Consider the following 12,308-nt stretch of genomic DNA (forward strand, 5'->3'; position numbering starts at 1 on the left):
AACCTCATGCAAACAGCTTAACCAATTATCAGCAATCCTCCTCACAAGATTCTCAAACTAATTCGTTATAAACAGAATATGCGGCAGTATGGGAGGTTGGTATGCTCAGAGCCATAGATATTATGACCAAAGATGTTGTCACCATTCGCGGTTCGGCAACTGTAGCAGAAGCGGTAGAATTGATGAAAAGTAGAGGATGGCGATCGCTGATTGTGGAACGTCGTCATCCCCAGGATGCCTATGGTATTATCAGCGAATCGGATATCGTCCACAAGGTGATTGCCTATGGTAAAGACCCGGCACAGGTGCGAGTATACGAAATCATGACTAAACCCTGTATTGTGGTGAATCCGGATTTAGGTGTAGAATATATAGCTAGGTTATTTGCCGACCACAACCTCCATCGCGCACCCGTAATTCAAGGTGATTTGCTCGGTATTGTTTCTGTTTCAGATATCATCAACAAGAGTAAATTTGTCGAACTTCCTCGTAGCGTGGTGCTAGATCAAGAATTACAGGATGCGATTCGCAAAGCTCGTGAAATTTGTGCTGCAACATCCTTTCGGTCTGAACAGTGTGCAACAGCGTGGGATGTGGTAGATGAATTGCAGTCAGAATTAGCCCATCAACAAGCCAAACGGTTTGAAAAAAGAGCTTTTGATGAGTTTTGTGATGAATTTCCGGAAGCACGGGATGCACGTTTTTTCGAGGATTGGTGCAGTGGATAATGGGCAATTCCGTGTGTTGACGGTTGACTGTTGACTGAAGATACGGTCAACCATCCGATTTCAGTACTTTGTTTTGTACAGATAATACTTGACCCATCAAGGTTGAAGGGGTGCATAACCAAAGGTGACATTGAATAAACGACACCAAATTGCCACGGATTTGTAATCAGATAATTGCAGGTTGTCAGGAAGTTGATAGCGTTGACTTCCACGGGTTTGACGTAACCGTGCAATTGAGACGTAATCCTGCTGTTTAATATTTCTGCCTACTGGGGAATCTCTATGTAAAATTACGTATAAGTCGGGGCCGTTATCAGTGCGAAATTCGTCGTCAAATTCGATATAGCGTTGACCCTTGTCTCTGGTAATACTGACTCGACCGCGTGTTGGATGATCGACATCCCGAAAAGAGCCTACATTGCTGGAGGTCGGGCTAGTATTGGGCGATGTTGTGATTGCTACAGGTTGCCTCTGGATTGGATTAGAAGCTTGCTCCTGTACACACCCACATGCGATCGCGCTGCTGAGAAGGGTTATTAATGCTAGTTTTAAATTCATAATTCTAGAATTAAGAATATCCAAGATATCTATATCTAAAATTTAAGCTTTTTTGAGCAGAAAAACATTAATAAAAGCTGAGAAGCAACTATATTTTTATTAGTTACTTGTTTATTCTATTTTAATTATCTAGATTAGGAGTATATAAAAAATAGGAAGAGTGAGTCAAAATACTCACACTTCCAGATAGGGATACATTTCGATACATACAAATAAATCCTGTTTAAAATAAACGAAAAATAAACGGATAACGATAAATTGTTTCTGGATTTTCCAACACTTTAATTACCGCAATAATCGGGAAAACGATGCTAACAATAAATAAAACAGGATACAGCAGAACACCAATGAAGACAAAGGTAAGCAAAAAAGCAACTATACCGTAAACAAACAGATTGATGAAAAAGTTAATTGCCTCCCTAGCATTCGCTTTAACAATTGAGTCATCTGTAACCGCCATAATTATAATTGGGACAATTACCGTCAATAGTAAAAAGCTTAACAAAGGGGAAGCATGACAAAGCGCAGAAAACAGCTGACGTTGTTTTTTCTCATCCATATATATTTATTGTTTATTTTTTCATACATTTAACTCAATCCTATTACTTTTATACTATTGTGCGCATCAATAATACAAGGGGTTTAATTACCAATAATTAAATCAAAATACATCTTCACATCCATTATTATTAGGTACTTTGGGCTAAACGCAATAGCGACACACTTTTGCTCATCAATGGGCTCATCACTTCACATTGGGAGTAATATTCCACAAACCCCCACTCCCTATGTAAATTTTAGATTTGCGTGAGAGGATGTAAGTATTAATTATCATTATTTTGACTATCTTCCTGAATCTGAACACGGGGTTATAAAGCAGATTTTTCCTTCGAGAGTACAGACGCGACATGTCACGTCTCTTCTCATTCCCAAAAAAAATTATTCAAGTATTAAAAATGACTTTTTAAACAACCTCTGATAAGTCTGGGTATTTAGACTAAACTCCAAACCTTGCATCACATGATAAATTTTCCTCTCTTTGTGAAAGTACAATAACATTACATGACGGATTGATGGGGGTACTATCACACTCAACTCTCCCGACTCCTATCCTCCATTCCCCCCTTACTGTAAAATTCAAAAAGAGAGAGAGGAGAACATCAGTTATGGTCGCGACCCACAATAATTTGAATATTTCAGCCTTAGAAGCAGAATATAGCCATAAATCACCACGGGAGATTCTGAAATTTGCCCTCGAGAATTTTGATAATCTGGCAATTTCCTTTAGTGGTGCGGAGGATGTCATCCTAGTAGATATGGCATCTAAAATTACGAGTAACTTCCGTGTTTTTACATTAGATACAGGACGTTTACATCCCGAAACCTACCAATTTTTGGATGAGGTACGTAAACATTACGGCATCAAAATTGAGGTCATGTTTCCGGATGCTGCGGAAGTACAAGCATTAGTGGAAGAAAAAGGATTATTTAGCTTCTACGAAGACGGACATAAGGAATGTTGCAGTATTCGCAAAGTTAAACCCCTACGTCGCAAATTGAATACCTTAGATGCTTGGGTGACAGGACAACGCAAAGATCAAAGCCCAGGAACCCGTGCGCAAATTCCCGTAATTGAAGTAGATAGTGCATTTTCCACCCCAGACCACCAACTAATCAAGTTTAATCCCCTAGCGAATTGGTCTTCTGCTCAAGTTTGGGAATATATTCGCGCTTTAGAAGTACCCTACAACAAATTACACGAACGCGGATTTATTAGCATTGGCTGTGAACCCTGTACCCGTCCCGTATTACCCAACCAACATGAACGGGAAGGTCGTTGGTGGTGGGAAGAAGCAACGAAAAAAGAATGCGGTTTACACGCTGGTAATTTGGAAAAATAGATTATGGTATTGCGGAATTGGAGTATGAATAGATACAGGTAATGATTCTACCCGGCGCGATCGCCTGATACCGTTTTACTTGGGAGTTAATACCTGACGCTTTCAGGAACTTTCGGGAGTGGGGAAGAAAATGTATCAAAATTTGAGTGAAATGGTATTACAGCGATCGCAAGATTTAAATTCATACTTTCAATCAGCAAACTGAGAATTTTGACAATACTGTTGCAAATGGGATAGAGGGTATTGTATTTTGCCCTGTGAAGGTTAAGTAGGTAGGTGCAATTAAACATAAAACCGCAACGCAGCCGTTCATCCGTCTCCAAGCCTTACCCCTAATCACTGTACAGACGCGATATATCGCGTCTCTCCCTACTCCCTGATCTCAACGACAATTTTCACCATCCACCTACCTAACAACTAACTCTGCTGTATCAAACAGCTTCGACAGGTTTGCCAAAAATTCTGTCGGTAAACCTGACATACCATGCAGCTGCCTGCACTTGAATAATATAGGCCATAGAAATAATCAGGGCAATTTCTGAACCCTCTTTGCCAAAAGCCGTCATCGCGATCGCCAAGGCAATGGATAAATTTCGCATCACAGTTCCGTAAACTAGCGCGATCGCATCATTACGATTAAAAAACAGTTTGCCAACGACCGTACTCAGCAGAAAGTTACCTCCAAAGTTACCTCCATAGACAATAGCCAAAGGTATAAGGAGAGAAACCAGCATCCAGGGATTTGCCACAATACTTTTTGCCCGCAGTGCCATTGCATTCATAGGTCTTGTATCCCCCTGTAAGATTGTGGGCATCAAACCCGAGTTGTCGCAGAACTCTGGTTGCGTAGTAGCCACGTTGCCCCACCTGACAGTAGATCCAAAGTGGGCGATCGCAGGGGAGTTCCTTGATTCGTTGCCGCAGTTGTGATAAAGGAATATTGGTCGCCCCAACAACGTGTCCCCGTTCAAATTCGGACTCCTCGCGTACATCCACCAAGTTAACCAGTTCGAGGTCAAGGTTTTCCCAGTAGGCAATCGGTGCATCGCCGCGCAGTGCATTAGCAGCAATCATCCCTGCCATGTTCACAGGGTCTTTGGCAGCACCAAATTGGGGTGCATAGCACAGTTCCGCTTCTTCTAGGTCAAAAACGGTCATTCCTGCTTGAATTGCCATTGCTAACACATCAATCCGCTTTTCAGTTCCGTCAGCACCAACAGCTTGCGCTCCTAAAATCCGACCGTCAGTTGGGGCATACAAAAGCTTAATGGCGATCGCTTTGGCACCAGGAAAATAACCTGCATGATGACCGGGATGGAGATAAACCTTGTGGTAGTCCATACCCCCACGTTGGAGGGTTTTTTCACTAGCTCCGGTGCTTGCTACCGTCATCCCAAAAATGCCGCAAACGGAAGTCCCCTGCACACCGCGAAATTGGGAGTTGCGTCCCAGAATGGTTTCAGCCGCAATCCGCCCCTGGCGATTGGCAGGACCTGCTAGGGGAATCAGTGTCCACTCTTGAGTCACAAAATCCTGCACCTCTACAGCATCGCCCACCGCCCAAATGTGTGGATCGCTAGTTTGCATTGCGCTATTAACCCGAATCCCACCGCGATCGCCCAGTTCCAGCCCTGTCTCCTTCGCTAGCCCATTCTCTGGGCGTACCCCAATCGCCAAAATCACCATCTCAGCTGGATGCTGCTGACCAGAGTCTGTTTGCACAATTAAGTTGTTATCTGAGCCAGCTACAAAACCCTGAACACCGTCGTTCAAGCATAGTTTCACACCTTGAGACTGGAGGTGAGCATGAACTGGAGCCATCATCTCTGGATCAAAGGGGGGCATCACTTGCGGCAACTTTTCCACCAGCGTTACTGCAATGCCGCGATGGACCAAATTTTCGGTCATTTCCAGTCCAATAAAACCACCGCCGACTACGACTGCTTGCTTTACTTGATGAGCCTCAATCCATTCTCGAATCCGACGGCTATCGGGAATCGTCCGTAGGGCAAAATTCCCGGCAACTCGATTCCTGGCAATGGTGGACGAATCGGCGCAGCACCGGGAGATAATACTAGAGCATCGTAGGACTCCTGTAGCACCTCTCCAGTTTGCAGGTTTTTTACCGTCAGTGTTTGACTAGCCCGATCGATGGCAATCACTTCGTGCTGCAACCGCACTTCAATATTGAATCGTTCCTTAAATAAATCTGCATTGGCAACCAAAAGCTTTTTCTCATCGGCAATCACGCTACCCACGTAATAGGGCAAACCACAATTAGCAAAGGACACAAACTGACCGCGATCGAAAATAATAATTTCTGCCGCTTCTGACAACCGTCGTGCCCGCGCCGCACAAGATGCTCCGCCGGCAACCCCACCCACAATCAAAATCCGTGGTTTAGCCATTGAATTTTTCTTCGATTCCTCAACCATTATGCTTGAATTTGCTGTAAGTTTATAAAATTAAATTTAGTGCTTGACAGCAGTTTTACACTAAAATACTATACTATATAGTTATACAATACAAAGCTAATTCGTCCTCACCTCGGTGTTGAATAAATTCCCGCAAGGCTCTGCAATCTGGGTGGGGTTGGTTCCAGGGCTGACAGATGCAGGGGGTTTTATTCCCGTATTGCCGACTTATCAGCACCCTAACTATTCTTCCATCTATGCTGTGGGTGTGATTGTGCAACTTCAGCCCCCGGAAGTCACTCCGTTACCGGTGGGAGTGCCGAAAACGGGGCAGATGACAGAAGCGATGGCCATGGCAGTGGCACATAACATTGCGATCGCCCTCGGTGAAACTTCTGCTCAACCGGTTACACCCACTCTGGAAGCGATTTGTTTTGCAGATTTTGGCGATACAGGCATTTTGTTTTTCGCAGACCCGGTGTTACCCGAACCAGCAACAGGTCAGCGACGGCGAGCGATCGCGCTGCAAGGAGCTTGGGTGGGATGGGCAAAAACCGCATTTGAGCAGTATTTTCTTGCCAAAATGCGCTTTGGTGTAGCTGTTCCCTGGTTTGAGCGACTTGCCCTCAGAGGTGTTGGCTTATCGCTAGTGGAGCCCCTAGCAACTTCCCCATCAACCGATTGCTTACATGGAACGTCTTGTTGAGGCAGTCTCAATGGATTGGACAACAAACCTAAAACGGTTAGAAGAGATGGCTGATCGATTTCGGGTGATGTCTGACCCGACTCGTTTGCGCATTCTGGCGGTGTTGGGGGAGCAAGAATTGAGCGTGCAAGATATTTGCGATCGCACAGGTTTTAAACAATCTAATGTTTCCAAACATCTGCGGGTATTGCGGGAAATTGAGGCGATCGCTCACCAACGATAACATCTAAAGGGAAAAATAGATGAATCACCATTGTCAAGCCAATCGAGTTTGTTCTCCTAAGCAATGGGCGATCGCATTATGTAAGTTCATAGATTACCAAACTTTACTACCGTGTGGTAATATAATCATGTATAATCATGTAAGTCAAAATTAATTTTGGGAAATACCTTTCATGCCTGCACAAGCAATTAAGCAGTCAATCAACATCGAAGAGAAAGTAGATAAATGCCGCATTTCCAAGCTTACCCCTCAAGCCTTGGGTATGGTGGCAGAATTTTTCAAGGTCTTGTCGGAAGTCAGTCGTCTGCAAATCGTCTGTTCCCTGAAAACTGGTGCAAAGAACGTGACGGAAATTATTGCCGAAACAGAATTAGGACAAGCTAATGTTTCTAAGCACCTGAAAATACTTACCCAAGCTGGGATCGTAGGACGGGAGCAACGGGGAGTTTGTGTATATTATCACATTGCCAATCCTTTTCTGTTTGAACTGTGTGATTTGGTCTGTGAAGCTTTGGCAATTCAGGTCGAACAGCAAAGTCAACAACTACAGCAGTTGTCAAAGTTGCGTCAAGGTGTCTGAGTGGTTGCTCCCATCCTTATGTGGGAGCAAAATATTTATGTATTTGTTGAGAGTAACCTGGAATTAACGGTGTACTAGCTTATTGATTGGTTTGAAAATATCTGCCTCAAAACCCTTACCCTTGAGCATCCGGTTCCAGTAAAGCCAAGGTAATACATGGGCTTTGGCTAAAAACATAGAATATCTTTCCTTAGTAGGGTCAAGGGGAAAAGAGGGAGCCAACGTACCATCATAAGCAAATTCTGCCATAATGGCAGAGTGGTAACCAGTAATTAAAGGACAGCAGGTGTAGCCGTCATACTTGGCTGTCAAGGGTTTCGATTGCATCAAAGCCAGCAAGTTTTTTGCTGCAACCGGTGCTTGTTTGCGCACAGCAGCAGCAGTTTTGGAAGTTGGTAAGGAGGAAGCATCCCCCAAGGAAAAGACGTTGGCATAACGAGTGTGCTGGAGGGTATATTTATCAACTTCTACCCATCCATTAGCCCCTGCTAAAGGACTCTGCTTGACAAAATCTGGCGCACTCATGGGAGGAGCAACATGAATCATGTCGTAATGAATACTGACTTCCTCAACTCCATTCTCAGTGGTGACATCAAAAATTGCTTCCTGAGTGTCTGCCTTGATTTCCTTCAAATTATGTTTAAATTTCGCCACAATCCCTCGTCGGGCTACTACCTGATCTAGAGTGAGGGAATACTCTGGAACTGCAAACATTGACCCACCTGCTGTGCAGAACATGACCGTGGTATTTACTCCTACCCCACTCTTACTCTTGAAAATATCGTCGGCCATGTACATGATTTTTTGCGGTGCACCCCCACATTTAATGGGTGTAGCTGGGTAGGTAAAAATTGCATTCCCACCGCGAAAGTTTTGAATGGTTTCCCATGTATAGGGAGCATAGTCTTTGGAGTAGTTACTGGTTACTCCTCCTTTCCCTAGAGCTTCCGGCAGACCCTTGATCAAATGCCAGTCAATTTGAATACCAGGGCAGACTACTAAGTAATCATACTTAATAGAAATTCCGCCTTCTGTGATCACAGTATTTTGATCTGGGTCGAGTTTGACGACACGTTCCTGAATCCAACTAACCCCTGATGGGATGACATCTTTCTCCCCACGGATAAATTTGGATAGGGGTGCAATACCACCCCCAACTAGTGTCCAACCCGGCTGATAATAATGCTTGTCCGATGGCTCAACAATGACAATATCCAAACCACGTTTACCCTTGCATAAATGTGATGCTATCGTAATTCCGGCAGCACCCCCTCCCACAATCACAATTTGATGATGTCTTTGCTGTGCTGTCATTGTTTGATCACCATCGGTAACATCGGTAACTGACAAACCTGGGGTTGATTCTGCTATCTGGTATACGGGGTTTTCCATGTAGTTTATATGACTGCTCTTTTTTGACAACTATCTTATTATTCAACCAAGTGGTCATATAAATGGGTTTTCTAAATCAAACCTTAAGGATCTTGGTATTCTTTAATCATCTCCTCAGATTTTTCGCCTACAGAATATGAACATGAGATGTTGACAAAATCCTAGGGCATGGACTATATTACCAGATAGTAAGATAATAATAAAAGATGACAGTCGTATCATGGTTCTTGGCTATCTGGCTGTGTTCTTGTTAATGGTACTTCTCAGTATTTTATATGTAGCAGGTGATGTATGAAAACCAGGGAATAATTACTAAGGTAATTTGTGTGTAGGGTGTTTGTATTTGTTTATCCATAACCTGCTGTGGGTAATTCAAGTCAAGAACATTATTGATAGAAATGCTGTTTTTGCTACCAATTAGACAAAAGAGAGAGGAGGTATTTATGTTATTTCGTCAGTTATTTGATTATGAAAGTTACACCTATACCTATTTAATTGCAGATTTAAACACCAAAGAAGCTGCCTTGGTTGATCCGGTAATTGAACAGGTGGAGAGAGATTACAAATTATTGCAAGAATTGGGATTAACGCTGAAATATTGCATCGAAACCCATGTTCATGCAGACCACATTACAGGGACAGGGAAACTGCGGGAGTTAACAGGTTGTGAGGGGATTGTTCCAGAAAATGCGAATGTGGACTGTGCAAGCAGGTTAATCAAGGACGGGGAAATCTTAAAAGTAGGGGAAATAGAGATAAAAGCGATCGCAACACCGGGACACACAGACAGTCACATGGCCTATTTAGTCAACCAAGATAGAGTCCTCACAGGAGATGCTTTATTCATTCGCGGTTGTGGACGGACTGATTTTCAGAGTGGGGATGCAGGAACACTATACGATTCGGTGACACAGAAACTATTCTCCCTCCCAGAGGATACTTTAGTCTATCCTGGTCATGATTATCGCGGACACAGTGTTTCCGAAATTGGGGAAGAAAAGCGCTGCAATCCTCGCTTTATTGATAGGACACGGGAGCAATTTATTGAATTTATGGGTAATCTGAACCTACCTGATCCCAAGAAAATGATGGAAGCAGTACCAGCTAACCAGCAGTGTGGCAATGCAGTCGCAGCTTAAATTAGAAAGTCGGTGTTGGTAATCTGCAAGATGAATCAAGATGGTTGCATCGGGGTTTCAAGCTTAATTCATGAGTGAATTTACCAACGCCAGAAAATTTATATTTCTGCAAAAACAGACAAAATTACTAGTGGAAAAAAGGATTTAACAACTATGTCTCAACAAATCATGGGCGATCGCCTGAAAACAATTGACCCATACACCCTCAAAGAGCAATTAGAAAAGGAAGCTGTAATTTTGGTAGATGTGCGTGAACCTAGTGAACACGCAGGTGAAAAGATACCTGGTTCCCTACTTATGCCTTTATCTAGTTTTGAACCAGCGCGAGTACCGATGGATAAGAATAAACCCACAGTTTTGTACTGTCGCACAGGTAATCGTTCTGCTCAAGCAGCTCAAAAACTATTTGCAGCAGGAGTTAGTGAAGTAACTCACCTAGAAGGTGGATTATCTGCTTGGATTCAAAGCGGTTGTCCCACCCAAGTAAATAAAAATGCTCCTATTAGCATTATGCGACAGGTGCAAATTGTTGCAGGTTCCCTGGTGGTATTAGGAACAGTTTTGGGAGCTTTTGTTTCCCCTTGGTTCTTAATTTTAAGTGGATTTATCGGTTCCGGATTGGTATTTGCAGGGATTACTGATACTTGTGCTTTGGGTATGTTATTAGCGAAAATGCCCTGGAATCAACGTTTTTAATTCGTAATTCGTAATGCGTAATTCGTAATGCGTAATTCTTAATTCGTAATAGCCTGCGGCAACGCTTCGCGTACGTAATTCGTAATTATTCTTGATTTGTGATTCCTAATACTTGCTATGCGGGAAGCACGCTACGTAATAGCTTAGGGAAGGAACCGCACCTACGTAATTAAACATTAAAAAGGGTTTGATTCTGGATTTCTCACGAGTAAGTTGTAAGCCTTGAGTAACGGATTGATTTTCCTTCTACTCCCTACTCCCTTACAGACGACCCGTCGGGTTGTCTCTACTCCCTATTACCTGTGAGTTTTAGGGTTTTGCGAGAAATGCAGGTGATTCCTTGCTTAAATAAACAATCCTGTTTCAGGTGATGTTTAACCTAACTCATAATTATTAATTCGTAATAGCCGACAACAGCACCTACATAATTACAAATTACGTAGACGCGCAGCGGCTTGCCGCAAGCTATTACAAATTACGAATTACAAATTACTAATTATCAATTACGAATTACGTACGCGAAGCGTTGCCGCAGGCTATTACGAATTACGAATTACAAATTACAAATTACAAATTACACCCTATTTTGAGGAACAATTAATGTTAATAAATCTCCTGGGACACCTGCTAGCGGTTTGTATTGGTATCAGCTTGGGTTTAATTGGAGGGGGTGGGTCAATCTTAGCAGCACCCGTTCTCATTTACGTAATGTCTGTACCTTCTAAGTCTGCTTTTGCAATGACATTGGTGATTGTAGGGGTTGCGAGTGTGATTGGTGCTATTCCCCATTGGCAACAGGGAAATGTTAACTTGAACACTGTTGCTCTGTTTTCACCAGCTTCGATGCTGGGAGCTTATCTCGGAGCAAAGTTAGCATCCCAACCTTTTGTTTCACCCACATTGCAACTGGTGACCTTTGGAGTGATGATGCTTATAGCGTCGGTGGCAATGATTCGCAAGGGGAATAATCAGAGCAAAGATGCTGCGGAAAAAGACGAATCTCACCATCTGCATTCGCTCCTTCCCCCCTGGTTGGCAATTGCTTTAGAAGGATTGGTTGTTGGTGTGATTACTGGTTTTATCGGTATTGGGGGTGGCTTTTTGGTAATTCCAGCATTGGTACTGTTGGGAAAAACACCGATGAAGGAAGCGGTGGGAACTTCCCTAATTATCTTGGCATTAAAGTCTGTGACAGGATTTGCTGGATACCTATCTGGAAATATTCCCATTCTGTGGGATTTATTAGTTTCCTTCACTGTTGCTGCAAGTGGTGGAATCTTGATTGGAGCGTATTTAAATCGATTTGTCAGTGCAAAGCAGTTGGAAAAGGGATTTGGTTATTTTGTCTTAGCTGTTGCAATTTTCGTGTTAATCAAACGGTAAGTAATAAGTATACAGCAGTCCGAGCGGGATTTGTGAAATCTTGGATGTAGGGTTGTTAACGGTTGACAGTTAACGGTTAACAGTCACCAGTCATCACTCAACAGCACGCTATTTTTCACGACTTGAATCGGATTGCTGTACTATGGAAAGCCTTCTTTATTTTGGCGAAGGTATTGAGTTGGAAAGCTCTTTAATCCAAGTAATAATAACATTCATCAACTTACCTGACTTAACCATGTATGGTTGACCTAACAACATCATTCGCTTTGCTTTTTCCCTCTCTCCCATTTCTGCAAGCATAGCTACTTCAGCTGCAACCTGATGAAAATCAGCATGAGCGATGACAACCTGCTGGTAATATTCTGATTGATGGAAATTTCCTGAGATTTCTGAAGAATATAACCATTTACCAAATTCGCACAAATTATCTTCTCTGATTACGGCAACAGGTGAATCGAGAATTCCATTATCTATAGCTTTTTTGAGCCTATCTTTCCAGACTGCATGGCTGGATAAGGCTCGAAATAGCATTTCCTTCATGTCTTTCATAAGGGAACAAAATATTATGTAAGCCGGAATGAGATTCTT

15 protein-coding genes are annotated in these 12,308 nt (G+C 42.9%); 8 read left to right on the top strand and 7 right to left on the bottom strand.

Annotated features, from left to right (window positions below):
- Positions 1–101 precede the first annotated feature (101 nt).
- Entirely contained in the window at positions 102–728 is a 627-nt protein-coding gene (locus CDC37_RS10225) for a CBS domain-containing protein (RefSeq protein ID WP_096621723.1), read from the top strand.
- Positions 729–824: 96 nt separating this feature from the next.
- Here CDC37_RS10225 and CDC37_RS10230 read toward each other — a convergent pair whose 3' ends face one another.
- On the bottom strand, positions 825–1,286 hold the full coding sequence (locus CDC37_RS10230) for a DM13 domain-containing protein (protein ID WP_096621724.1): 462 nt from the start codon (positions 1,284–1,286) through the stop codon (positions 825–827).
- A 223-nt stretch (positions 1,287–1,509) separates the two neighbouring features.
- Positions 1,510–1,845: a DUF4870 domain-containing protein gene (locus tag CDC37_RS10235; protein ID WP_096621726.1), complete on the bottom strand. Its 336-nt coding sequence runs from the start codon at positions 1,843–1,845 to the stop codon at positions 1,510–1,512.
- A gap of 607 nt (positions 1,846–2,452) precedes the next feature.
- Between CDC37_RS10235 and CDC37_RS10240 the strand changes: the two genes are divergently transcribed.
- Positions 2,453–3,187 carry a phosphoadenylyl-sulfate reductase gene (locus CDC37_RS10240; RefSeq protein WP_096621727.1) on the top strand — a complete coding sequence of 245 codons (735 nt, stop codon included), beginning with the start codon at positions 2,453–2,455 and terminating at the stop codon, positions 3,185–3,187.
- 431 nt (positions 3,188–3,618) lie between these two features.
- On the opposite strand, the gene CDC37_RS10245 is transcribed toward CDC37_RS10240, so the two are convergent.
- The 3 genes from CDC37_RS10245 to CDC37_RS25505 are packed head-to-tail and all read right to left on the bottom strand — an operon-like array spanning position 3,619 to position 5,595.
- Positions 3,619–3,897, bottom strand: a complete 279-nt coding sequence (locus CDC37_RS10245) for a hypothetical protein (RefSeq protein WP_197707054.1) — start codon at positions 3,895–3,897, stop codon at positions 3,619–3,621.
- Positions 3,875–5,227 (bottom strand): FAD-dependent oxidoreductase, encoded by a 1,353-nt coding sequence (locus CDC37_RS25500; protein WP_330220847.1) that lies wholly within the window; start codon positions 5,225–5,227, stop codon positions 3,875–3,877. Before CDC37_RS25500 ends, CDC37_RS10245 begins: the two co-directional genes overlap by 23 nt.
- The gene (locus CDC37_RS25505) at positions 5,137–5,595 is read right to left on the bottom strand and encodes an FAD-dependent oxidoreductase (RefSeq protein ID WP_255408917.1); all 459 of its coding nucleotides are present in this window, start codon (positions 5,593–5,595) and stop codon (positions 5,137–5,139) included. Before CDC37_RS25505 ends, CDC37_RS25500 begins: the two co-directional genes overlap by 91 nt.
- Before the next feature lie 142 nt (positions 5,596–5,737).
- Here CDC37_RS25505 and CDC37_RS10255 point away from each other — a divergent pair, with 142 nt between their 5' ends.
- The 3 genes from CDC37_RS10255 (at position 5,738) to CDC37_RS10265 (ending at position 7,110) form a co-directional block, all read left to right on the top strand.
- Positions 5,738–6,307, top strand: a complete 570-nt coding sequence (locus CDC37_RS10255; RefSeq protein ID WP_231943363.1) for an FAD/NAD(P)-binding oxidoreductase — start codon at positions 5,738–5,740, stop codon at positions 6,305–6,307.
- Between the two features lie 10 nt (positions 6,308–6,317).
- Positions 6,318–6,530 (top strand): ArsR/SmtB family transcription factor, encoded by a 213-nt coding sequence (locus tag CDC37_RS10260; RefSeq protein ID WP_157780708.1) that lies wholly within the window; start codon positions 6,318–6,320, stop codon positions 6,528–6,530.
- 262 nt (positions 6,531–6,792) lie between these two features.
- The gene (locus tag CDC37_RS10265; protein ID WP_442861089.1) at positions 6,793–7,110 is read left to right on the top strand and encodes an ArsR/SmtB family transcription factor; all 318 of its coding nucleotides are present in this window, start codon (positions 6,793–6,795) and stop codon (positions 7,108–7,110) included.
- Between the two features lie 63 nt (positions 7,111–7,173).
- Here the strand turns inward: CDC37_RS10265 and CDC37_RS10270 are convergent, their stop codons facing one another.
- Positions 7,174–8,502 (bottom strand): NAD(P)/FAD-dependent oxidoreductase, encoded by a 1,329-nt coding sequence (locus CDC37_RS10270; protein WP_096621731.1) that lies wholly within the window; start codon positions 8,500–8,502, stop codon positions 7,174–7,176.
- Between the two features lie 443 nt (positions 8,503–8,945).
- On the opposite strand from CDC37_RS10270, the gene CDC37_RS10275 reads away from it, so the two are divergent.
- The 3 genes from CDC37_RS10275 (at position 8,946) to CDC37_RS10285 (ending at position 11,720) form a co-directional block, all read left to right on the top strand.
- Entirely contained in the window at positions 8,946–9,641 is a 696-nt protein-coding gene (locus CDC37_RS10275; RefSeq protein WP_096621732.1) for an MBL fold metallo-hydrolase, read from the top strand.
- A 153-nt stretch (positions 9,642–9,794) separates the two neighbouring features.
- On the top strand, positions 9,795–10,337 hold the full coding sequence (locus CDC37_RS10280) for a rhodanese-like domain-containing protein (protein ID WP_096621734.1): 543 nt from the start codon (positions 9,795–9,797) through the stop codon (positions 10,335–10,337).
- Positions 10,338–10,937: 600 nt separating this feature from the next.
- Positions 10,938–11,720 (top strand): sulfite exporter TauE/SafE family protein, encoded by a 783-nt coding sequence (locus CDC37_RS10285; protein ID WP_096621735.1) that lies wholly within the window; start codon positions 10,938–10,940, stop codon positions 11,718–11,720.
- A gap of 156 nt (positions 11,721–11,876) precedes the next feature.
- Here the strand turns inward: CDC37_RS10285 and CDC37_RS10290 are convergent, their stop codons facing one another.
- Entirely contained in the window at positions 11,877–12,269 is a 393-nt protein-coding gene (locus tag CDC37_RS10290) for a CZB domain-containing protein (RefSeq protein ID WP_096621737.1), read from the bottom strand.
- Positions 12,270–12,308 lie beyond the last annotated feature (39 nt).

This window comes from Calothrix sp. NIES-3974 (assembly GCF_002368395.1).
GTDB lineage: Bacteria > Cyanobacteriota > Cyanobacteriia > Cyanobacteriales > Nostocaceae > NIES-3974.